This window comes from Streptomyces sp. CCM_MD2014 (assembly GCF_000772045.1).
GTDB classification, from domain to species: Bacteria; Actinomycetota; Actinomycetes; order Streptomycetales; family Streptomycetaceae; genus Streptomyces; species Streptomyces salinarius.
This window is the reverse complement of sequence record NZ_CP009754.1, coordinates 6289103-6310722: the sequence shown is the minus strand read 5'-3', so window position 1 is coordinate 6310722 and position 21620 is coordinate 6289103. Positions and strand designations below refer to the sequence as shown.

Annotated in this window: 20 protein-coding genes and 1 pseudogene; 4 read left to right on the top strand and 17 right to left on the bottom strand. The window is 69.4% G+C overall.

Features of this window, described 5'->3' with window-relative positions:
- The 6 genes from NI25_RS28030 to NI25_RS28005 all read right to left on the bottom strand — a co-directional run bounded on the left by NI25_RS28030 (position 1) and on the right by NI25_RS28005 (position 4084).
- Positions 1-1617 carry a hypothetical protein gene (locus tag NI25_RS28030; RefSeq protein WP_061445105.1) on the bottom strand — a complete coding sequence of 539 codons (1617 nt, stop codon included), beginning with the start codon at positions 1615-1617 and terminating at the stop codon, positions 1-3.
- An 86-nt stretch (positions 1618-1703) separates the two neighbouring features.
- Positions 1704-1883, bottom strand: a complete 180-nt coding sequence (locus NI25_RS28025) for a hypothetical protein (protein WP_061445104.1) — start codon at positions 1881-1883, stop codon at positions 1704-1706.
- A gap of 62 nt (positions 1884-1945) precedes the next feature.
- Positions 1946-2284 carry an RRQRL motif-containing zinc-binding protein gene (locus NI25_RS28020; protein ID WP_061445103.1) on the bottom strand — a complete coding sequence of 113 codons (339 nt, stop codon included), beginning with the start codon at positions 2282-2284 and terminating at the stop codon, positions 1946-1948.
- Complete coding sequence (locus NI25_RS28015; RefSeq protein ID WP_061445102.1) at positions 2284-3291, bottom strand: hypothetical protein; 1008 nt, start codon at positions 3289-3291, stop codon at positions 2284-2286. The genes NI25_RS28020 and NI25_RS28015 overlap by 1 nt, the downstream gene beginning before the upstream one ends.
- Positions 3288-3821 carry a hypothetical protein gene (locus NI25_RS28010; RefSeq protein ID WP_061445101.1) on the bottom strand — a complete coding sequence of 178 codons (534 nt, stop codon included), beginning with the start codon at positions 3819-3821 and terminating at the stop codon, positions 3288-3290. Before NI25_RS28010 ends, NI25_RS28015 begins: the two co-directional genes overlap by 4 nt.
- Entirely contained in the window at positions 3818-4084 is a 267-nt protein-coding gene (locus NI25_RS28005) for a DUF6284 family protein (RefSeq protein WP_061445100.1), read from the bottom strand. The genes NI25_RS28010 and NI25_RS28005 overlap by 4 nt, the downstream gene beginning before the upstream one ends.
- Before the next feature lie 803 nt (positions 4085-4887).
- Here NI25_RS28005 and NI25_RS28000 point away from each other — a divergent pair.
- A complete protein-coding gene (locus NI25_RS28000) occupies positions 4888-5895 on the top strand; it encodes a hypothetical protein (protein ID WP_061445099.1) in 1008 nt (335 codons plus the stop codon).
- On the opposite strand, the gene NI25_RS27995 is transcribed toward NI25_RS28000, so the two are convergent.
- From NI25_RS27995 to NI25_RS27985, 4 genes are all read right to left on the bottom strand, one after another.
- A complete protein-coding gene (locus tag NI25_RS27995; RefSeq protein ID WP_078884757.1) occupies positions 5879-6667 on the bottom strand; it encodes an NUDIX domain-containing protein in 789 nt (262 codons plus the stop codon). The genes NI25_RS28000 and NI25_RS27995 overlap by 17 nt on opposite strands.
- 157 nt (positions 6668-6824) lie before the next feature.
- A complete protein-coding gene (locus NI25_RS39305; RefSeq protein WP_148315168.1) occupies positions 6825-7985 on the bottom strand; it encodes a hypothetical protein in 1161 nt (386 codons plus the stop codon).
- A 93-nt stretch (positions 7986-8078) separates the two neighbouring features.
- A complete protein-coding gene (locus tag NI25_RS39300; protein WP_148315167.1) occupies positions 8079-8540 on the bottom strand; it encodes a hypothetical protein in 462 nt (153 codons plus the stop codon).
- Positions 8541-9173: 633 nt separating this feature from the next.
- Complete coding sequence (locus NI25_RS27985; RefSeq protein WP_061445097.1) at positions 9174-12137, bottom strand: ATP-dependent helicase; 2964 nt, start codon at positions 12135-12137, stop codon at positions 9174-9176.
- Between the two features lie 175 nt (positions 12138-12312).
- Between NI25_RS27985 and NI25_RS27980 the strand changes: the two genes are divergently transcribed.
- Entirely contained in the window at positions 12313-13530 is a 1218-nt protein-coding gene (locus tag NI25_RS27980) for an MrcB family domain-containing protein (protein WP_233520783.1), read from the top strand.
- A gap of 150 nt (positions 13531-13680) precedes the next feature.
- Positions 13681-13767, top strand: a pseudogene (locus tag NI25_RS40820) (glutamine synthetase); the annotation flags it as partial.
- Here the strand turns inward: NI25_RS40820 and NI25_RS27975 are convergent.
- Both NI25_RS27975 and NI25_RS40550 read right to left on the bottom strand, forming a co-directional pair.
- Entirely contained in the window at positions 13742-15841 is a 2100-nt protein-coding gene (locus tag NI25_RS27975; protein ID WP_061445096.1) for a serine/threonine-protein kinase, read from the bottom strand. The pseudogene NI25_RS40820 and the gene NI25_RS27975 sit on opposite strands and share 26 nt — an antisense overlap.
- Positions 15841-15975 (bottom strand): hypothetical protein, encoded by a 135-nt coding sequence (locus tag NI25_RS40550; protein ID WP_267886348.1) that lies wholly within the window; start codon positions 15973-15975, stop codon positions 15841-15843. Before NI25_RS40550 ends, NI25_RS27975 begins: the two co-directional genes overlap by 1 nt.
- Positions 15976-16507: 532 nt before the next feature.
- Between NI25_RS40550 and NI25_RS27970 the strand changes: the two genes are divergently transcribed.
- Complete coding sequence (locus tag NI25_RS27970) at positions 16508-16738, top strand: hypothetical protein (protein ID WP_061445095.1); 231 nt, start codon at positions 16508-16510, stop codon at positions 16736-16738.
- Between the two features lie 241 nt (positions 16739-16979).
- Here the strand turns inward: NI25_RS27970 and NI25_RS27965 are convergent, their stop codons facing one another.
- From NI25_RS27965 to NI25_RS27945, 5 genes are all read right to left on the bottom strand, one after another.
- Positions 16980-17663 (bottom strand): DUF3618 domain-containing protein, encoded by a 684-nt coding sequence (locus NI25_RS27965; protein WP_233520782.1) that lies wholly within the window; start codon positions 17661-17663, stop codon positions 16980-16982.
- Positions 17660-18091 carry a phage holin family protein gene (locus tag NI25_RS27960; RefSeq protein WP_061445093.1) on the bottom strand — a complete coding sequence of 144 codons (432 nt, stop codon included), beginning with the start codon at positions 18089-18091 and terminating at the stop codon, positions 17660-17662. The genes NI25_RS27965 and NI25_RS27960 overlap by 4 nt, the downstream gene beginning before the upstream one ends.
- A gap of 1 nt (position 18092) precedes the next feature.
- The gene (locus NI25_RS38845; protein ID WP_061445092.1) at positions 18093-18755 is read right to left on the bottom strand and encodes a hypothetical protein; all 663 of its coding nucleotides are present in this window, start codon (positions 18753-18755) and stop codon (positions 18093-18095) included.
- 233 nt (positions 18756-18988) lie between these two features.
- The gene (locus NI25_RS27950) at positions 18989-20212 is read right to left on the bottom strand and encodes an MFS transporter (RefSeq protein WP_061445091.1); all 1224 of its coding nucleotides are present in this window, start codon (positions 20210-20212) and stop codon (positions 18989-18991) included.
- Between the two features lie 115 nt (positions 20213-20327).
- Positions 20328-21380 carry an endonuclease/exonuclease/phosphatase family protein gene (locus NI25_RS27945; protein WP_061445090.1) on the bottom strand — a complete coding sequence of 351 codons (1053 nt, stop codon included), beginning with the start codon at positions 21378-21380 and terminating at the stop codon, positions 20328-20330.
- Positions 21381-21620 lie beyond the last annotated feature (240 nt).

Sequence of the window (21620 nt, the reverse complement as noted above, 5' to 3'; positions counted from 1 at the left end):
TCAGACGTTCCAGCCCTTCTCGGCCTCGTGGCCGTTGCGGGGGTCCTCGTGCCGGGCGATGTCCTGCTCGTGGGCCTGACGGAACAGCGGGCCCATGTCCTCGGCGACCGCGACGGCGCTCATCAGGGCGCCGAAGATGTCGTTGAAGCCGTCCGCGACTTCCTTCTCCAGCGGGAACTCCGAGTCGGAGCGCTCCGCGAGGATCTTCATCACGTTCGCCACCGACGTGAGCGCGGCGGGCAGGCCCTCGACCATGGCCAGGATCTCCATGGCGTTCTCGGGGTCGTACTGGGTGGCGGCCTGCTCCATCTCGGAAGCGGCCTCTTCGAACCGGAAACCGGACACGTGCTCTCCCTCGATCGACGGGTCGTTCGTGCTGGTGGGAACCTGTGCGGCGGGCCGCTCCACGCCATCGGCGATGCCCTCGGCACCGTCCTGCGCGGCCTCGGCCTCAGCGGCGGCTTCCTGCTCGGCCTGCCGCTCGCGGGCCGCCGCGTCCCGCTCGGCGCGCTGCTCAGCGGCCGTACGGACGATGCGGCGGTAGAGGCGGCGGCCGGGGTGGATGAGCCACGGCAGGTTGAACCTGCGACCGATCGGGCTGGTGATCAGCCCGAGCAGCCCGAGGGGCAGGGCGAGCAGCGCGGCCAGCAGGCGCCGGCCATGGAAACGGGCCGCGGACCGGCGCAACGCCTGCCGGGCCGCCCTACGCGCCGGAGCCCGGCGGACCGCCCTGCGGTGGGTGTCGACCGCGGCGCGCGCCCGCTGGTCGCGGGTCGTGCGACCACGGGCAACCGCCGCATCCCGCGCAGTACCAGCCCGGCGGGTCGCCGCGGCGAGCATCCGGCCGACCGGACCACCGTGACGGGCCGGTGTGCGGTGCCAGGCGGCATTGCGGGAGGTCCCGGCCTGCGTGCGGGCGTTGCGCCGGGCGTCGGCCACCGCACGGCGCGCGGCAGTGGTCTGGGCCCGCTGCCCGGCCCGCGATCCGGCGCCAGCCTGCTGCGACGCTCGCACCGCCCGAACCTGCCCCAGACGCCCCGCAGCCTTGCCCACGGCAGTGGATGCCCGCTTCGGCGCATGGCGGCCGGTGCTCTTGCGGCTGCTCGGGCCCGCGCCGGAGTTGGCGGTGCCGGTGGTGCGGGTCGCCGGACCGGAGCCGCGGCGGTGCTGGCCCGGCTCCCGACCGGAGCGGCCCGGCGAGCGGCTGGCCCCCGAGGCACTGCTGCGGCTCCCGGTCCGGCCCCCGCCGGCTCCGGTCTGGCGTGTGCCCGTGGTGCGGGCAGCGGATCGACCGGCCGCGCGGGCGGCGGCCCGTCGGGATTCCCTGCGGGGGTTGGGCGTGCGGCTGCGGGTGGCGGCGACGGTGCCGAGGACGACGGCGCCGGTGGCGGCCACCATGGCGGCGATGGGGCCTCCGGCCAGAGCGGCGGCGGCGACCATGCCCACGGTGCTGTTCGCGCCGGACAGGGCGAGCGGGACGACCGGCCATCCGCCGGGCGTGTGGTCCACCTCCGCCCCGGCTTGGGCCTGCTCGACCGGTGCGGAGGCCGGCGGGGGCGGGGAGGCTGCGGCCGGGGCAGCCTCAACGGCTACCGGCTCTGTGCTGAGTTCCGTCATGCTGTGAGCACTCCTTCACGGGAGTAAGGGCCTGGCCGCGTTGCTGTGGAAGGTGGGCGGCCAGGCCCGCCGGGTACCGGTCAAGGTCAGAGCTGGTTGGGCTCCAGGAAGAAGAAGCCGACCGCGGCGCCGGACAGGTCCGGGTCCTGCGCGGTCACTGTGTCGTAGATCAGCCGGTACATGTCCTGCCGCGTAGCGCCCGACGGCGGGGTGCAGGTGCCTTCCTGCGTGATCGTGCACTGGCCCGGCTTGTCCAGGGTCAGCACGAAGAGTGCGTTCCCTGCGGTTGCTGCGACTCGCTCACTGGTACTCCGAAGGCGATGGGTGGTCAGGCGGCGCGCTGTTCCTCGGGAAAGGCGCAGGTGGCGCACATGCCGAGCGTCGGCGGGATGACGTAACCGGCATCACGCCGGCACTGCGGGCAGGTGCGGCGGGCGGCATTGGCCTTGGCCAGCGCCGCCCGCTTGGCCGGGGTCATCGGCCGGACCGGTTTGGCCTGCTCGATGGAGTAGAGGTAGGCGATCAGCGAGCCGCGGCGGCGCCGCGGACGCTCGATCTGCGCGGCCACGTCCTGCCCGCCGGGCCGCAGCCCGAGGGCGCGCAGCTGGCGGCGGGTGGCTAAACCGTCCGGGGCGAGCCGCCACCGGTAGGTGGGAAGGCTGGCCATCAGTTGCTCGCGATAGCCAGCTCAGCGCCGTGCGTGCTGGGGTCGCGGTGCTCGGCGTAGCGGGCGGACACCCACCCCACCGACCAGCCACACAGCTCCGCAGCCGACCGCACCGACACCCCGGCGCCGAACGCAGCAGCCACGATCTGCCGGGCTTCCTCCTCGGGGAGCTTGCCGTCGGCCGGCCCGCGAGCCAGCAGCGCGGCCCGTTCACGCTCGGCCCGCTCCTCACGCTCCTGCCGTTCACGGCGTTCACGCGCCTCCCGCTCACGGCGTTCCCGCTCGCGGCGTTCGGCGGCTTCCCGCTCGGCCTGTTCACGCTCCTGCTCGCGCTGTTCACGCTTGCGTTCACGGCGTTCACGCTCGGCCCGCTCGGCAGCCTCCGCCCGCTCCCGGGCCTCGCGCTCCTCGCGCCAGCGCCGCTCCTCCCGCTCAGCCTGCTCGCGGGCGAGCGCGGCCTCGTGTTCACGCTGTTCACGCTCCAACTGCGCGGCGTGCTCGCGCTCCTCGCGGGCCTGCCGACGGGCGGCTTCCTCCCGCTCCCGCACCGCCTGCTCGCGCCGCTCCCGCTCGGCCCGCTGCTGCTCCTCCAGCGCCGTCACAGCGGCGGCGATGGCACGGCGGTAGGCGAGGCTGGTCTCCGCGGTGACGATCAGCAGCAGCGGCGCCACCGCGTGGACCGCCACCCCGACCAGGTCTTTCTTCAGTGCGGAGTCGGCGGTGTTGAGGGCGAGCGTCATCAGCCCGGTCATCCACCGCAGCGCCACGGGCCAGCGCCCGCCGTGCCCGCCTAGGCGGGCCAGCACGTCATCGAGCTTGACCACGATGACCACCGCGGCGTCCACCACGAGCGGCAGGATCGGCGCCGTCCAGTCCCACTCCTCGGCCGTGTGCTTCGCCATCAACGGCGTCACGGTGAGGATCGAATAGAGCATCGCCCCACAGACGATCAGCCACGTGCCACCCGACAGGGCGCGCTCCGCTGAACGCGTCTGAACACTGTTCACGCCGCACCCCCAACCGGCTCCGGAGCGGGCGTGAACGCCCGGCGGAACCCGTTGCAGGAGGCGTCGTAGATGAACGCCGCAATGCACCACATGGACGCCGACGCCGGGCGTTCACCGGCGGCCACCCACGGGGTCCCGGCGGGCACGCCGTGGGTGGCGGTGTCGGCGTAGGCGTCCTCGCGGGAGGCGTAGACCGTGTGCGGCGCGCCGTAGTGCATCAGCACCGTCAGCGTGTCGCCCTCCACCGGCCCGCGCTGCAGTTCCTCGCGCAGCCGGCGGATTTCGATGTCCTTCAGCAGCAGCTCCTGCTGCGCGGCCGACAGCTCCCCCATCGCACGGGCGAGGATCGTGCCCACCTCGGACGTGGCCGCCTCCGACCGCTCGGCGCGGTCGGTGACGGCGTACAGCTCCCGCACGTGGCGGCCCCACGCTGCATCCGCCTGGGCCTGTACATCCCGCGCACGGTCGCGGGCCTGGTCGGCGTCCTGCTCCAGCCGGGCGATACGGCTGGCGGTGATGATGCGGATCACGCCGCCTCCCCGCGGCGGGCGCGGTTGGCCAGCACCACGCGCGTGGCCAGCGCCTTGCGGCGGGCCCGGCGGATCCGGCGGATCCGGCGGGCGTCCAGCGCGCCCGGGACGCGCTCCAGCGCGGCAATCTCCGCGTCGACCAGGTCGACGTCCGCGAGGATCGCGGGCATCTCCAGCTCGATCGCGTCCAGCTCCGCGTCCGTCGGCTCCTTCCAGTCGGCGAACGCGGTAACAGCTTCCTGAACAGTGACGATGTGGCTCATTGGGTCGTGTCTCCCTAGCAGTAGGTACGGCCCCAACAGCGGCCCCGGGTGGCTAGACCCGGGGCCGCCCGCCGTCTAGGACAAAGCCTCTCGATCTGCACGAGCGGCCACGGCTCCCCGGCACAGCACGCCGCGTACGGCGCAGGTGCCGAGGACCGTGAGCACTGGTGCTCAGGCGGGACGACGATTGCCCCGCAAAGGTTCTGCGGAAGTCGGATCAAGCGAGGCCGGGTCCGCCCCGCGGGACAGATCCGGGCAGGTCACCCGGCCCAACATGGGCGGTCGGGGTGGTGACCCGCACCCATCGACCACCCGTGTTCAGGTGGCTGGGTCGGCACTCTGTTGAGTTCTTCGCAGTGCGAAATCCGGGCCTTGCATCCGGGCACTGACACGGCCGGTAAAGCCCTTTCGGGCGCCCGTTGCGTGCACACCACAGACCCGACGCGAGCCGGTATCTGGTGCGCACCAGTAGGTTGCATCTGGTGCGCACCAGAGTCAAGGTGGTTTGCCGATTTGAGGGCGTTCACCTCGCCGCGGTGCCCCTTCAGGAGACTGTCTGAGGCAGGGTCACCGGTAGCCAACAGGACTTAACTTCCGGCCTGTTAACCCCTGTTGACCTGCGGCGACGTGCGGCATGCTGGGATGGTCAGTTGAGGGCATCTATCGCCGGACGGTGGCCTGTGAGCGCAGGACTTCGAAGTGCGCGGACGGCGCGCGGCTGGTCTCAGGAGCGACTGGTTCGTGAAATTGAGCAGTACGCCCGACGGAGCGTCACGGACGTCGCGTCGACAGCGAGTTTGCGGGTGTACGTGTCCGAATGGGAGAACGGCAAGCGCACCATCTCGGACCGGTACGCGGCCATCCTGCGGCAACTCCTCGGCGTGACCGATGGGGAGCTGCGGGACGCCGCGCCGACGCCCGTGGCGCCGACGGCAGACGGCTACGACGAGCTACTCAGCCGGATCGATGCCGCCGACAGCGTCAGTGAGTCCATGGTGAAGGCGTTCAACGACCAAACTGAGTTGCTCCGCACCATGGACCGGCAGAGGGGCGCCGCTCATCTCATCGACCAGATGACAGGTCATCTGGCAGCCCTCGAAGAGGCGCTCAACTTCACCGTGCTGCCGACCGCGCGTCGACCGGTGGCGCTCGCGCTCGCGGGTGCGTCGACGCTCGCAGCCTGGCAGGCAATCGACTCGGGGGCGGTCGAACGGGCGTGGCGTCACTACGAACAGGCCAAGCAGGCGGCGCGCGATGCTGAGGCTCCGATGTACCTCGCCCACGCCATGGCAGAACAGGCGTACGTCCTCTGCGAGGCTGGGCGGCCGGCGCTCGGCGTCGACCTGGTCCGCGAAGCGCGGCGCACCGTCGGCCAAGCCGGCTCCGCTCGGCTCCATGCATGGCTGTACGCCGCGGAAGCGGAGATGTGCGCGCACGCCGACATGCCGGACGACAGCCGCCGTGCGCTCGATGCCGCACTGGCCAGCATTCCGCCGGGCCCGGAGGACCGGGACCCCGACATGCTGAGCATCTTCCTGAACGGTGCCCACCTTGCCCGGTGGCACGGCAACGTGCTTGCGCTCCTTGGTGACGGTGACGCAGTCACCAGTCTGTATGAGGCGATGGACGGCATGGACGCGACATTCGTACGGGCCAGGGCCGGACTGCACACCGACCTGGCGCATGCGCATCTCGCCCGAGCCGAGTACGACGACGCGCACACCCATCTGAGGCAGGCCCGACTGTTGGCGAGCCGCACCGGATCGGTTCGGCAGCGCCGTCGTGTCGACATGCTCAGTGCGCGGCTGTGACTCCCTGCGCACGCCGGTTGGCCAGGATGTGCAGCAGTGCGACGAGCGTGCCCGACCCCATCAGCTCACCGCGGGCCATGAGCCCCGGAATGTCTGCGAGGGGTACCCACTCGATGTGCCCCGCCTCTTCTAGGTCCGTCGGTGAACCGACCTTCTCGGCCCCGTTGCCCACGAAAATCTCGTGTGGCGAGTCGACCATGCCCACCATGGGCTGGTAGGTCACAACGTGCTCTAGAGACCTCGGCCGCCAGCCGGTTTCCTCGACGACTTCGCGCATCGCCGTCTCCGCCGGGTCCTCACCCTCGTCAACGATGCCGCCAGGGAGCTCCCAGCCGAACTGCTGGGGGACAAATCGGTACCGCCAAATCATGAGCACGCGGTCCTGATCGTCCAGGACAGCGGTTACCGCCACGTGGTGCAGCCTTACCACGTGATGCTCGAACGGCTCCATGCCAGGCGGCTGCACGTCCCAGAGTTGCAGCTTGACCCATCGGTTGTCGTATAGGTCGCGCTCGCCGTGGATGCGCCACGGCTCCAGCCCTTCCGGCCGCTCGACGCTCACGGCGCCTGGCACTCGGTACGAGCTCCGTCCGCGTACCTCCAGGGCGCCCTCAGCGACGAGACGGGCGAGCACTTGCCGAAGAGCCGTCCGGCCGATGCCCAGTTCTTCGACCAGCGTGCGCTCTGAGGGGAACTTGTCGCCAGCGGCGTACTCGCCGGCGGTGAGCCGCGCGCGAAGCGTCTCGTAGACCTTGGTCGTCTTCGGTCCCATCCGCGGAGCACTCTCCATCCTGAAGTGGCGCGAACCAGCGTAACGTCTTGCGATGCGATTGGTGGGGGCCGGGGATGTCCCGTCCTCGGAACGACGGCGCATGTGGCTCTCACGCCCTCACTCACGGTGATGACGGTAATGGGTTTGGTGGAATCGGTCACCAATCCATGTTGGCGGCCTGGTCTGTTAGGTAGGAGCAGTACTCTATGAATCTGTCGAAATGTTCCGGTGATTCCATTGCCAATGATGCTTGGTCTCGGAAATTCTCGTCGTAGTAAACATCCAAACCACTCTCGACCCATTTCATTGCAAGTGGTGCGACGTCTTTTCTGAGCCATTCGTCTATTGAGTCGAATGAGAGCTTCACGCGGCTGAAGTCGTCTGCGTCGACGGGGACGAAGCTAAAGTAGGAGTTTCCGCGGATGTTGCTGAGTACGGCTGGAAGTGCGCCAACTCCTTCCATGTGAAACAGGAAAGTTGAACCATTCTTATCGAACCCCCCGTGCCCGTAAGTATTGCGGTACTCCTCGGCGATTCGATAGAGAGTGTCGAAGTTATTCTTGGCAGAGGGGTCCCTGTCGACTGTGAATATCTTCCTGAACTTTTCCCCCCACCGCTCGCCGATGAAATCTTTCAGAGCGGATTCGGAGGGATCGAAACCCGTGAAGGGGAGCAGCAGCACCAAAGTATGTTCCAAGAGGCTGAAATATGCCGACACCATGGCTACCGTATTGTAAAATCCCTCGGTTGCACGAGGATTGAAACGTCGTCCCCCGTCAGGCAACTCTGGGCTGAGTCTCCCCTGGCCGGCAAAGGCGAGGCTTGCGCCTTCTTGGAAGTACTCATAAATGTGGCGCAAACGATGGTACTGATTGCGAATCGTCAAGCGACCTTGACGGATCTGCTCGTCTGCAAAATCCCGCAATTGGCGTCTTTCCAGACTGCGCTGTGCGCTCTCCAGTGCTTTCGTGATTCGAACGAGTAGGGCCTGTGCGTCATCTTCGGACGTTATAACGGTAGAGTCTACATAAAGACGCAGTCCGAATTTTTGATGAGCAAGCGAACAGGAGGTGCCGTCGACTTCAAATGCGTACTCCCATGCGAGCTTTTCTGCCTGTCCTAGATCTTGCAGCCCGATCAGTTCAAGAACTATTCGAACGATCCCCGGGATGGGAAGACGTTGCGGGTCCACTCTGAGTCGATGACGGGGGCGGCCGATCGTCATGGCGAATCCTGGATCACCGGGGTTAGCGGGCTTAATTGCGCGCATGATGATCGACATGTGTTTCTTGAGTTTTTCATCAGCGAAAAGATCCACATGTTCCCCCTGAAAGGTATAGTGTTGGGCTGCTCAGTGGTCAACAGATCGAAGATCTGGCCGCGTAATTACCTCGCGCGCGCCTGATAGATTTCAGGGCCGCCTTGCCGTCTTGCTGCCGTTGAGGTGAGAACGGGTGGCGTCGGTGAAATTGTTAATTGCGGTCAGTAGGTCTAGGTGTGTGTTGCGACCCTCACCGGTAGGGGCGGGCCGCCCGTCCAGCGCGTCGAATAATGTGTAGGGGGCCTCGCCGTAGAGTGCGTCGACGTGCACGTTGTGGGCGTGATTTTCGATCTCCCGTGCGATGGCTGCGATATTTTCGGGGCCTTCAAGTTGGACGACGGCCGCAGCGAGTTTCAGTGGCTCTGTTGGCACTTCCGACTGGATACGCAAGGCGCGTCGGTTGATTTCCTGGCGCCTGGCTTCGTCTCGCAATGAAATGCCTAATTGGCTGCTAGCTTGTTGTGCGCAATTTCCCCACAAAGTCTTACTGAAAAATGCGTTGGCTTCCGTAAGGAAAGCGGCGTAGGCGTCTCGCTGGTGCTGGCGGCGCACGGCGTCAACGGGGCCGCGGTAGGCACCTCGGCCTTGCACGAGGCCAGCGCCATACGCAGCCCCGGCCGCTAGTAGTGCGACGGGGCTGGAGATCAGAGCGGCTGCTATGGCGGGGTCCACAAGAGCCGATCTTCCCTTACCACGGGCGCGCAGGTCCCCCTGTTGCGCAGATTTTGCACCGATCTGGCCGCGTTCTCGTGGGAGTAGCGGTGTTCGCACGCCCTCGCCGCTGTTCCGCGCGTCTGCGGTGAGACCCGCTCTTGGGACGGGGTGTGGACGGTGACACGCGCATGCGCCGACCGCGTCTGCACACGGGCAGGTCAGCGGCGCATCTGCGACCTGTTAGCTGGGGAACTGTAAATTCGCCGCGAGAGCTGAGCTGTCCGAGCGGCTGGCAGCAAGCGGCTGCTGACCATGATGACAAGGGGCAGGTCGCCGACCGGCTCACTGGTCCCACTGCCCAGCTAGAGGTAGCGAGACGCATCCATGGCGGCCAGGGCCGCTTGCCACCGCGGTGCCGGGTCCAGGCGCCAGAAGAGACGGTCGGCGCGTAGGCCATCGATCAGCTTCAGCACAGTGGGCTGAGACCCTTAGCGCAGGATCCACAGCCCACGGCACCGGCTTGCGTCACGCCTACTGGTCGGGCCCGAGCTGAGAGAAGGCGGACACCATCAGGAACTCCTTGCCGCCGTTACTAGCCGGAAGGTGAAGCTTCGGAGGCTCCTGTGACGTCGCGAACTGCTGCACCTTCTTCGGGCAGATCTGGGCGAAGTCGCAGCCACCGCACTTCTTTCCCGAGGCGCGCTGCGGGAAGTCGCCTTCCATGATTCGGTCGACCGCCCAGTCCACATTGGCGACCGCGGCGTCGACGGCGTCGGTGTCGACCGGAACCGACACCCGCTGGCCATCCTTGAGGAGGTGTACGGCACCAGTCCGCGCGTTCATCCCGTACACCTGTACGGCGCCACGTGCGTAGAGCTGGACCTGCAGGGAGAGGTTCTCCCAGTGGAGATCGGGATTGTTGATCGGTTCGGGGCCCCCTTCCATGGTCTTGAAGTCGATCACCGATGCGTCGCGGATCTGGTCCGAGTCGTCGTAGCTGAGCAGCAGATCGATGGCTCCGGAAATGACCGCGCGGTTCACCGGGACCTCGAAAGGAAGCTCGACCTGCCGCTTGCTCTCGAAGTCCTTCGCGTACTTATCGACGTAGCTGGCCACGATGTTCGCGGAGCTCTGCTTCGCACGCTCGTACGCGCCTGGCCGGTTGACCGGGTCCTGGCTCGGGGCGACGTGCTTGAGGTGAAAGAGGTCCTCGGCCACGTTCCGCGCCTCGACCGGGCTGGGTGCTTGGTCTTTATAGAGCTGGTGCACCTTGCCCACTGCCGCGTGGACCGCGCGTCCGAACCCGAAGAGCTCCGGGATCGGCGGGGCGAACCCGTGCACCACGCTGAGCTTGTAGGCGTGGGGGCAACGCATGTAGGTGTGGATCTGGGAGTACGTGGTGGGCAGCACGGACTCGTCGCCACGCCTGGACGGAACGGCGGGCGGGGGCATCACCTTGGGCGGGGCGGACGGGTCGAGAAGGTCGCGACGGACTTCGGGATGCGTCAGCATGGCTGCGTAGGGGGACACCTTGGTCGGCTTTGCACCTCCGGGTAGCCATTCGGATCCGGTGACGTACAGAAAGCGCTCGGCGCGGGTGATGGCCGTGTAGAACAGCCGGGCCTGGTCCGGCCGATCCGTCTGGTAACTGCCGTTGTTCAGGGCCCGCTGCACCAACGGGGCAGGGATCCACCCGTCGTACGAGCGCTTCCTGCCTGGGAAACGGCCGGCTTCGACGTCCACCACGAAGACGACCGGGAACTCCAGCCCCTTTGCCTTGTGGATCGTGGAGACCGTCACTGCATCAGGGCGGGCCATCATCTGGTTGTCGGTCTCATATCCCTCGCCTGCCACGTTCTGCAGGAAGTTCAGAAGCTCCCCGTACCGTGCCTTGCCGTCGACCGAGACGTACACCGACTCGAAGTCCGTAAGGATCTTGCTGAAGGTACCCAGGTCGGCCATGACGCCGTCGCCGAACCCGCTGGCGGCGACGCCGAGGGCTTCCAACAGGTCATGGAGCAGCTGCTGCGGGAAGAGGCGCTGACGTGGAACGCCTGGTGCGACGGGAGCGTGGATGCGGCGACCCCAATCGGCGAAGACGTGCCTGACACGGCCCAGGTCGGCACAGGGGAAGGCTACGCTCAGCTCGGAGTTGAACAGTCCGTCCACTTGCGTACGGTTCGGGTTTTCGCCGCGCAGCAGCTGAAAAGCGCTGAGCACGGCTGCGGGCTGGGCTCGTTCGAAGAGCTGGCCGCCGGCATTGAGGGCGTACTCGATGCCCCGCGTTTCCAGGGCTCGGATGAACGCGGTGTGGCGCTTGGTTTCATCGCCTTCGGACATGTTCGTCGACCGCATCAGGATGGCGAAGTCGGCGGGAGTCAGACCGCGCACGGTCCCGTCCGCTTCCTCGTAGCGGGTGCCGAGCAGTTCCTTGATCCGGTCGCCGACGAAAGCAGCCTCGTCCATCCGCGTGGGGAACCGCAGGACGCCGAACTCACGGGGGTCACGGTCCACAGCGGCGGTCAGTTGTTTCTGCAGCCGCGTGGCGCCCAACTCCTGCCCGGCGAACGTGCTGGCGGCCTCGACGATGGCCGAAGTGGACCGGAAGTTGGTGAGCAGCTTGTGCACGGCCGCGTTCGGATAACGCTGGTCGAATTCCAAAATGTTCGTGATGTCCGCGCCGCGCCATCCGTAGATCGCCTGATCGTCGTCGCCCACCACGAAGAGGGTGTCGGACTCGCGGTGCATCAGCTCGATCAGACGCTCCTGTACGACGTTCACGTCCTGGTACTCATCCACCAGCACGTGCTGGAGAGGAGCAAGTGCCTGCACTGCCCCGGGTTCCTTGCCCTCAAGCGCCTCGACCACGAGGCGCTGCATCAGTGAGAAGTCGATGAAGTTGTCCTGCTCCATCTGCGCGCGAAGACGCTCCAGAGCGTCGCCCAGCACTGGATCTTCGGCAGCGATCTGTGCAGGATCGAGTAGTTCGTCGTTCATCATCGTCCAGGCACGACTGACCTGGTTGAGCGTCTCGAAGTACCCGCGCGGCTTGCCTGCCTTCGTGCTGTGTTGGGCACGCAGTGGATGCAGGTTGAGCTTGGGATACCGAGACATCAGGTACATCTGGAGCTGCATGGCGTCGAGCACATCGAACTGCCGGTACTTGGCATCCATTTCGCCGAGGACGCGACGGCACCAGGCGTGGATGGTGCCGATGTACATCCCACCCACCAGGAGTGGGTCCAGCCCACACACCGTAAGAGCCTGAGCCACCCGCTCCTTGATCGTCTCGGCAGCCTTGTCGGAGAACGTGAAGGCGACCAGCGACTCCGGGAGCGCCCCCGAGGCCACGAGGAAGGCTACTCGGGCAGCGAGGGTTCGCGACTTGCCGGACCCCGCGCCGGCGAGCGCGAGGATCTCGGCGTCGGTTGCGATGGCCGCCGGGAGCTGATCGGCGGTCAGTGGCCAAGCGCTCAGCGCCTGCTTCACGTCCACAGGAACTCCATTGTTCGAACGGGTTGTTACAGGTGAACACCCTGCCAGGAGGGTCTGACAATCGACCCAGTTATGGGGAGATTCCGTGTGTAATGACGCGAAACCCCGCCGTCGGTGGCCCTACTCCGCTATAGGCGCCCCGAGCGCTGTCAGTACTCGGGGCTACGCTGCGGCCGTGAATGATCTCCTGGGCAAGGTCCTTGATCTTCAGCCGTCTTGGACGGCAGCGAACACGGAAAAGATGCAGGAACGAGGCGTCGTCGTCCGGCAGCAGCTGCCAGATCTGCTTCGGGCGCACGGACGGGATCTGTCAGCGGCGCTCGGTACTTCACTCGACAACTTAGGAGTCGAGGGCCGCGATGGTACGGGGCTCAAGTCGGAGATTCCCTGGGTTCGGGTTTTCGGGCGGGAGCAGTCACCCAGCTCGACCACCGGGTGGTACGTGGTCTACCTGTTCAGCGCCTCCGGTCGGAGGGTCTACCTGTCGTTGAATCAGGGGACCACCATCTGGACGGGAGGCGTCTTCAAGGCGCGCAGAGCCGAAGATCTTCGTGCCCGTGTCGACTGGGCGCGGCCACTACTGGCGAAGGCGACGACCGCGCGCCCGGACCTGCACGAAACGCTTCAGCTGGACGCCAGGACCCCTCTTGGCAGTGGCTACGGCCCCGGGAACGTGGTGGCCATCGCATACGAGCGCGAGCAGCTGCCCTCGCGGGAGGTTCTGCTGAAGGACCTGGCCTTCATGACAGGCCTACTCGGCACCCTCTATGAAGCCGAGCGCCTCGCCCCTTACATCCCTGGGGACCCGACTCCGGAGGTGCTGGAGGCTGAGCAGAGTGCGGAGAAGACCGCCGGCCGTCGGACCCGTAGCGGCACCCGACCGCGTAGACCGGGGCAGGGATTTCTGCTCACCGCCAGCGAACGCCGCGCGATAGAGCACCACAGCGTCCGGATGGCCACTGAGCACTTCGAGGCTCAGGGTTGGTCGGTCAAGGACGTCGGCGCCAAGGAGTCCTTTGACCTCCTGCTCACGAGGGGGGAGAAGCGACTGCACGTGGAGGTCAAGGGGACGACCTCTGCGGGGTTGGAAGTGATCTTGACCCGAGCCGAGGTCGAGAAGCAGCGGAAGTACTACCCGGACAACGCGTTGGTTGTCGTGCACTCGATCAAACTGGACCGCACTGGGGTGGAGCCGACCGCCTCCGGTGGCATCCTCCACTGCACCTCCCCGTGGGCCGTGGAAGACGAAGATCTCACGGTGATCTCATACGCCTACCGCACGCCTGTGGACAGGCTCACGTCCGGTGATGTGGCTGGGAAGCGGACGCTGTTTCCCGTAGCCGTCCCCCGACAGCGAGACCTCCGAGAGAAACCGCAGGCCGAAGCAGGTTAACTGGGCCGGGGTGAACCACCGTGCCTGGGCCGTCTGTGGGCCGTCGAAGGGCGGCCCACAGCGACCCACATCGACCAATGACGACCGCTCGACCGCAGGTCAGCGCTGCGCCGGCGTCGATCGCGTGAGGTCGCTCGGGGTCGACGACACTTCCTCCGCAACAAGCGCCAGGAGTGGGAGGAGTACCGCTCCCAGGTCACCGCGTTCGAGCTCAGGAAGTCGCTGCCGGTGCTGTAGTGCCGGTGGCCTTCGGGACCTTCCACAGGCGTACGCCGCTGTCCTCGACCGCGTCGGAATCGGTGCCGGTGCCCGGGGCGGGGGTCTCCTCCGGGGCGCCCCCTCCCGCGGTGCTGCCCGCGAGGAACCGGCCGTCCGGGCTGAAGGCCAGCTCGCGGACGTCGGCGCCGAAGCCGGTCTCGTCGTCGGCCAGGATGGCGCCGGGCTTGCGGTCCGCCAGGTTCCACAGGAGCACCCGGCCGTCGGCGGTGACGGCGAGCGTCCTGCCGTCCGGGCTGAACGCCAGGTCCCGGGCCTCGGTGACGAAGCGGTGGGTGAGGGTGGCCTTCAGGCGGCCGGTGGCCACGTCCCACAGCCGTACGCCGCCGTCCTGGCCGCCGGTGGCGAGGGTCTTGCCGTCGGGGCTGAAGGCGACGGCGTAGGTGACGTCCTCCAGGGCGAGGTCGTGGCGCGGGTCGCCCTGGCCGTAGGGCCGCGGGTCGAGCCGGGTCAGGTCCCACAGTTTGGCCGGCTCGTTGTCCGCTTGGTGGCGCTGGTCGGAGAAGTCTCCGACGGAGGCGAGCGTCCTGCCGTCGGGGCTGAACGCCATGTCCGTCGCGCGCAGGTTCTGCGACAGGTGGGCGCGCGGATCCTCACTGCGGCCGCCGAGGTCCCACAGGTTGGCACCCGCGCTGTCGCCCAGGGCGATCCGCTTGCCGTCGGGGCTGAGGGCGAGGGAGTAGGCCGTCTCCTCGATGCGGCGGACCTCCCGGCGGCGGGCCACGTCCCAGACGCCGACCAGGTGGGTGCCGGTCCTCGTGGCCAGGGTCTTCCCGTCGGCGCCGAACGTGACGCCGACTACTCGGCTCGGGTCCCCGGACCAGTTCTTCTCGGTGAGCGTGGCACGCAGCTCGCGGGTGGCGGCGTTCCACAGCCGCACCTTCCCGTCCTCGCCGCCGGTGGCGAGCGTCTCACCGTCCGGGCTGAACGCGACGCCGCTGGTCCCCTCGGCGAAGATGTCGGTGGCCGCGACCACCGGGTACGGCTGCTTGTTCTCCGGGGTCTCCTCCGACGAGGGCAGCAACACCACGACCAGGACGACGACCAGGGCGATCGCCCCGACCACGCCGAGCAGGGCGGCGTACGGCGGTGCGGACGGGGTCCGGGGGGCGGCGTCCGGCGCCGGGGGGCGCGCCGGGGCGGTGGCGGTGGGCGCGTCCGGGCCGGTCGCCGGGGGTGCGGAGACGACGGTGGGGGTGCGGCCGTCGTCGAAGTCCCCGTTCGCCGCCCGGCCGCAGAGCCGGACGACCTCGGCGGGCGCCGGCCGCCGCGCCGGGTCCTTCTCCAGGCAGCGGGCCACGACGGCGCGCACGGACGCGGGGCAGCCGTCGAGGTCGGGCGCCGCCTCCAGGATCCGGTACGCCACTCCGTGGTCGCCGCCGCCGCCGAAGGCGAGCCGTCCGGTGGCGGCGAAGTGGGCGACGAGGCCGAGCGCGAAGACGTCACCGGCCTCGGTGACCTCCTGCCCCCGGATGTACTCGGGCGCCATGTAGGCCGGGGTCCCGGCGCGCATGCCGGTGGCGGTCAGGGCGGTGACCTCCGCGGCGCGGGCGATGCCGAAGTCGATGACCTTGGGCCCGTCGGCCGTGAGGACGATGTTGGAGGGTTTCAGGTCGCGGTGGATCACTCCGGCGGCATGGATCGTCTCCAGCGCCTCGGCGACCCCGGCCGTCAGCGCGAGCACCTCGGCGGCGGACAGCGACCCCCGTTCACCGACGGCCTGCTGGAGTGAGGGCCCGGGGGCGTAGGCCGTGGCCAGCCAGGGCTCGTCGGCGTCCAGGTCCGCCGCGACGACGGGCACGGTGTAGAGACCCTGCACGCGCCGGGCCGCGGCGACCTCCTGCGCGAACCGCCTGCGGAACTCCGGGTCGGCTGCGTACGCACGGTGGACGACCTTGACGGCGACGGCACTTCCGGCGGGTGTGCGTCCGAGGTAGACGCGGCCCATCCCGCCCTCGCCCAGCAGCCTCTCCAGCCGGTAGGGACCGATCTCGGCCGGTATGCCACCGGCGGGGCGTGACACGCGGTCCGCCATTACGCGAGCGCCCCGGCCGGGAACATCGTCCACGTCACCGCATCGACGCAGTCGCCGGACTCGCCGGTGTCGCCGTGGCTGCTCATGAACTGGGCCAGGTCGGCGAGGTGTCCGGATGTGTCCCTACGGCTCATGTCTCCCCCGGCAGTTGTCGGACGAGGGCCACCGGCTCCCTGGCCGGCGGCGCCTCGGCCCGGATACTGCCACAACGCGTTCCAAGGAGACGAGATCCTCCGGGGAACGACTCAGGGGGCGGCGGCCGGCCGACGAGCCGCGCCCGTGCCGCGGGCGGCGATGTGTCACACCCCCGCGGGCCGGGACCCGGTCCTGGAAAACCCGTGAATCTCCACAGCGTTCATCGGTCGGTCGCACGGTCGGGGGCGCGACGGCGGCCCGCTGGGCGGCCCGCACGCGTCGCGGCGCCAAAGAGCCCGGCGCCCTGGGGGATGGCGTGAAGATCCGGACGCTTTCCCTGACCGCATTCACACACTGGTGAACGCCGCGACGCCGGGCGGCGTCGGTCAACGGCACGTCGATGGTGGGCGGTTCGCCCCCGTGCTTTGATCGGTGCGCGGCCCGCCGGTGGCCCCTCCGGAGGCCCCAAACTCCGGATGCCGGGCGTGCGCGCCGCACCGCTCCCCTCCCCATGAAAGGAACAGACCTGCCATGAACACTGTCCCCCAGGTCGCAACGGCCGAGCTCTCCGACACCGACCTGGACCAGGTGTCCGGCGGCGTCGGCCTCACCGCGAGCACGGCCCTCGTCGCGGGCGACGGCGCCTTCGCGGCCGGCCTCCACGCGGAGTCCGGCCCGTTCGCCCTCACCGGCGGCCTCGGCGTCTCGGCGCCCTTCGGCGGCGCCTCGGCCCAGGGCGAGGCCCACACGACGATGCTCTGAGCCCCGTCGGAGCGCCGAAGCCCCCACGAACCCCGCCCACGCCGTCTCGGTGACGGCGAGGCGGGCGCCGTGGGGGCGCTCGGATTCCCCACCGTGGTGATGACAGCGACACCCCACTCGCCGTCCGGAGCGGACGAAGCGGATCCGCGGAGTCCTGGGACCGGACGCCCTGTCACCCGGACGTGCGCCCCGGCCCTGTGCGGGCCGGGGCGCCCGGCCCCCTGTCGTCGGGCGGTGCGGGTCAGCCGGGTCCGGAGCGGTTGCGGGCCTCGTCCGCGACGTTGCGGCCGGATTCGCGGGCCTGTTCGGTGACCTTGCCGACGTGGCCGCGGGCCTTCTCCTGTGTGGTGCGGGCGGCCTGGGTGGCGGTCTCCTTCATGTCGCCGGCCGCCCCCTGGGTCACTTCCTTCGCGCCTTCCTTCAGATGCTGCGCGGACTCGGTCGCGGCCTGTTTCACCGGTTCCAGGGCCTCGCTGTGCATCAGTTCGGAGGCCTTCTGCCGCTCGGCGCGGGAGGCGGGCACCAGCGACGACGCGAGCAGGCCGACCCCGAAGGCGACCAGGCCGGCCGCCAGGGGGTTGCCCTGGGTCTGGCTGCGGGCCATGTCGGGCGTCTGCTGCACGGCGTGTCCGGTCTGCTCGGCCATGTCACGGGCGGCGCCGGCCGCGTGTTCTGCCGCGTCGCGGGCCGAGCCGACGGCCTGCCCGGTGCCCTCCTGGAGGGAGCCGGCCGCCGACTGGGCGGTGTCGCGTACGCCGTAAGCAGTGTCGTATGCCGTGCCCATGACACGGTTGCGCATGCCGGAGACCGCGCCCCGCATCCGCGCGGTGCGGCGCCGCGCCATGCGCCGTGGGCTGGTCCGCTCGGTGAGCCTGCCCACGTCCGTGGCCAGCCTGCCGCGGGTGGCCTCTATCTCGGACCTCATTTGGTCGGGTGACGTGCCCATTCCGCGTTCTCCTTCATGGTCTCGACGGTTAGCTCCGGCTTCGGCGACACAGTCCTCATGCGTGCCCGGCCCCTGAGGTAGAGCACGGCCCCGGCGGCGCCCCAGAGCGCGGCGACGACGAGGGCCGCCCAGCCGCCGTCGATGACGTTGGCCAGGCCGAGCATCGCGGCCAGCGACAGGAACAGGAGGACCATGTAGCCGGCGAAGCCGGCGCCGCCGAACATTCCGGCGGCCTTGCCCGCACGGCTCGCCTCGTCCCTGACTTCGGCCTTGGCCAGTTCGACCTCCTGCCGGAAGAGGGTCTGCAGGTCCGTGGTCACCGCGGACAGCAGATGGCTCACGGACCGGTCCTGCTCCCGGGGTTCGTAGTGCGCTCCCGTGCCTCGGAGGGGGGAGATGGTGGCCATCTCATACCTCCGGACGCCCACGGCCGTGCGCACCGTCCGTGAGGTGCCCCACGGTCGACGGAACGGACGGCGGCATGGCGGTCCCCTCGGCGGGGATGGCAGGAGGGCCGGCCGGTACGGACTGCCCGGCCGGACCACGGTCGGCCGTCGGTCCGCCCGGACCACGGCCGTCGGACCCGGACGCGGATCCCGCCGCCTTCGCCAGCCGCCCGACGGCCAGTCCGGCCAGCAGGGCGCCGCCCAGGAAGGCTCCGGGCCGCCGCCGGGCGAAGTGCTGGAGGTCGCCGACGAGTCCTTCGACGCCCTGTTCCTCCAGGTAGTCGGCGGCCCGGCTGCCCGTGTCGGCCGCGTGCGTCACGAGGCCGCGGGCCGGAGAGTCGCTCTGTGCGTGCGCGGCGAGACCCGAGAGGTCGCTCGCCCACTGGCGAAGCTGACCGGCGGCACGACGGGTCTGGCCGTCGGCCTCCTCCATCGCACGGCTGCGCAGGTCCTCCAGGGCCGTACCGGCCTGCTGCCGTGCCTCGCCCGCCACGGAGCGAGCCTGGTCCGCGGCGGTTCCCGCCACCTGACTCGCGGCCTGTTTGGCCTGGTCGGCCGTGGCGGACGTCTCTGTCCTGACCTTCTGCTTGGTGGCCCCGGTTCCGGGCTGTACGGACTCACTCATCGGCAGTCTCCTCGTCGGACGTCCTGCGTGCGGTCCCGTGGCCCGGTGGCCCGGCGGGCCCCGCGTTCGAGGCCCGTACGTGACCGCCCATCACACTTCGGGTGGCCGCTGAGTGAGTTATGACACGTTTTGACCGTTATTTCTTCGCACGGATTCCCGGCGCTTCGTCGCGGGTTCGCGGGATCGGTACGCAGCCGCAGCCGCGCGGACCGCGGCCGCGGCTCCCGGCGCCCTCAGTGCCGTACCGACTCCGCCGCCTCCGGCACGTGACCCGCGACCACGCGCTCCCGTCCGGCGACCGGGGCGGCGCCCCGGCGTCGGTCCACCGCCCGCGCCGCACCCGCGACCGCGAGGCCGAGCACGGCCAGGGCCGCGCCCGCCGTCGCCGGGGACGTGACCCCGAACCCGGCGGCCAGCGCGAGGCCGCCGATCCAGGCGCCGCCGGCGTTGGCGAGGTTGAAGGCGGCCTGGTTGGCGGAGGAGGCGAGGGACGGGGCGGCCGCGGCCTTCTCCATCACCATCAGCTGGAGCGGGGAGCCGGTGACGAAGGCGGCCATGCCGAGCAGGGCCACCGACACGGCCGCCGTGACCGGCGTGCGCATCAGGAGGGGGAACAGGGCGAGGACGACGACCAGGGAGGCCAGGCCGCCGAAGAGGGTGCCCCGCAGGGAGTGGTCGGCCAGGCGGCCGCCCAGCAGGTTGCCCGCGGTGGCGCCGACGCCGAACAGGGCGAGGAGCAGCGTCACGCTGGTCTCGGCGAACCCGGCGGCATCGGTGAGCATCGGCGTGATGTAGCTGTACGCGGCGAAGAGCGCGCCGAAGCCGGCGACCGTCGTGCCGAGCGCCAGCCAGACGGGCAGGGAGCGCAGGGCGGCCAGTTCGCCGCGCAGGCCGGTCGTGGGGGCGGGGGCGCTGTCGCGCGGGACGAGGAGGGCCAGCGCCGCGATGGCCGCGACGCCGATGGCGCTCACGCCGAGGAAGGTGGCCCGCCAGCCGAGCTGCTGGCCCATGGCGGTGGCGGCGGGGACGCCGACGATGTTGGCGACGGTGAGGCCCAGGAACATCAGGGAGACGGAGCGGGCCTTGCGTTCCGGCGCGACCATGCCGGTCGCGACGACCGCGCCGACGCCGAAGAAGGCGCCGTGCGGCAGGCCGCTGACGAAGCGGGCGGCCAGGAGGGAGATCTCGCCGGGGGCCACGGCCGACAGGGCGTTGCCCACCACGAACAGCGCCATGAGGGCGATCAGGACGGCGCGGCGGGACATCCGGGTGGTCGCCGCCGCGAGCAGCGGGGCGCCGATGACGACGCCGAGCGCGTAGGCGGAGACGAGGTGGCCGGCGGTGGGGATGGAGATGCCCAGGTCGTCCGCGACGTCGGGCAGCAGGCCCATCATCACGAACTCGGTGGTGCCGATGCCGAAGGCGCCCACGGCAAGGGCGAGCAGGGCCAGGGGCATGAAGGGTCTCGCCTTTCGAGAGCGGGGTTCCGTACGGGGGACGGGACACAGGGGGACGACTGTATGTTCCCGTACGGAACAAAGGCTCTCAGGGCAGGTATTCCGCAGGCGAATTTCAGGAGGCCGTTGTGTCGACCTTCACACGCGCGGCGATCGGGAGGTGGTCGCTGCCGGTCGCCGGGAGGGTCCAGCTGGTCATCGGTTCCACGCCGGTGACCAGGATCTGGTCGATGCGGGCCATCGGGAAGGACGCCGGCCAGCTGAAGCCGAAGCCGTTGCCCACGGCGCCCTGCGGGGAGCGCAGTTGCGAGGTGATCGCGGTGAGCGAGCGGTCGTTCATGGTGCCGTTGAGGTCGCCGAGGAGGATCTTGCGGGGCAGCTTCTCGTCGGCGATGGCCTCGCCGAGGGCCTCGGCGCTCTTGTCCCGCTGCCGGGCGGTGAAGCCGGCCTCCAGCTTCACCCGTACGGAGGGCAGGTGGGCGACGTAGACGGCGATCGGCCCGGACGGGGTGGTGACGGTGGCGCGCATCGCGCGCTTCCAGCCCAGCTCGATGTCGACCGGCTTCACGCCGCTGAGCGGGTACTTGCTCCACAGCCCGACGGTGCCCACGACCTCGTGGTGGGGGTACTTGGCCTCCAGCGCCTTCTCGTACGTCGGCACGGCGGACGCCTTGAGTTCCTCAAGGGCCAGTACGTCCGCCCCGGCGGCGGCGACGGCACGGGCGGTGCCCGCCGGGTCGGCGTTGTCGGCGTTGACGTTGTGCGTGGCCACCGTGAGATCGCCGCCGGAGCCGGTCTTGTCGAAGAGCAGGCCGCCGAAGAGGTTGAGCCACACGCTCACCGGCAGCACCAGCGCGATCAGCGCCGTCGCCGACTTGCGGACCAGGGCGATCACCAGCAGGACGGGGATCAGCAGGCCGAACCACGGCAGGAAGGTCTCCGAGAGGCTGCCGAGGTTGCCGATGGTGTTCGGGATGTGCGAGTGGGCCGCCATGACGCCCGCCAGGAGGAGCGCCACGGCGGCGGTGACCAGGCCCCGGCGCCAGACGCGGCGGTCGCCGCGCCAGCCGCTGACGGCCCGGTCGAACAGGCGCCGAATCCGGGGCTCCCGGCGTTCGGGGTCCGAGCCGCCGCCGTCCGTCTCCGTCATGTACGCCTGCTGCGCCATACCGTCGCCTCACTGCCTGCCGTGCACACCGTCGCCCCCTGTGACTCAGCACCATAGGGGATGATCGGTTCCGATCCCGCCGTCCCTCGACGGCCGTACGGGCACGAGGACGTACGGGCCCGTACGGGAAGTTCCGCCCGGCGCCGGAACGGGCGGCTCTGTGACAGAACGGGCACATTTCACCCCATGGGCCACCCCATGACACGGGATGACACGTGACGGAGGTCCCGGCGGGGGTCC

Coding starts and splice junctions, on each gene's coding strand:
- NI25_RS28030 (WP_061445105.1), bottom strand. CDS start 1,617: ATGACGGAACTCAGCACAGAGCCGGTAGCCGTTGAGGCTGCCCCGGCC.
- NI25_RS28020 (WP_061445103.1), bottom strand. CDS start 2,284: ATGGCCAGCCTTCCCACCTACCGGTGGCGGCTCGCCCCGGACGGTTTA.
- NI25_RS28005 (WP_061445100.1), bottom strand. CDS start 4,084: ATGAGCCACATCGTCACTGTTCAGGAAGCTGTTACCGCGTTCGCCGAC.
- NI25_RS27995 (WP_078884757.1), bottom strand. CDS start 6,667: ATGGGACCGAAGACGACCAAGGTCTACGAGACGCTTCGCGCGCGGCTC.
- NI25_RS27975 (WP_061445096.1), bottom strand. CDS start 15,841: ATGGCGGACCGCGTGTCACGCCCCGCCGGTGGCATACCGGCCGAGATC.
- NI25_RS40550 (WP_267886348.1), bottom strand. CDS start 15,975: ATGAGCCGTAGGGACACATCCGGACACCTCGCCGACCTGGCCCAGTTC.
- NI25_RS27970 (WP_061445095.1), top strand. CDS start 16,508: ATGAACACTGTCCCCCAGGTCGCAACGGCCGAGCTCTCCGACACCGAC.
- NI25_RS27965 (WP_233520782.1), bottom strand. CDS start 17,663: ATGAGGTCCGAGATAGAGGCCACCCGCGGCAGGCTGGCCACGGACGTG.
- NI25_RS27960 (WP_061445093.1), bottom strand. CDS start 18,091: ATGGCCACCATCTCCCCCCTCCGAGGCACGGGAGCGCACTACGAACCC.
- NI25_RS38845 (WP_061445092.1), bottom strand. CDS start 18,755: ATGAGTGAGTCCGTACAGCCCGGAACCGGGGCCACCAAGCAGAAGGTC.
- NI25_RS27950 (WP_061445091.1), bottom strand. CDS start 20,212: ATGCCCCTGGCCCTGCTCGCCCTTGCCGTGGGCGCCTTCGGCATCGGC.
- NI25_RS27945 (WP_061445090.1), bottom strand. CDS start 21,380: ATGGCGCAGCAGGCGTACATGACGGAGACGGACGGCGGCGGCTCGGAC.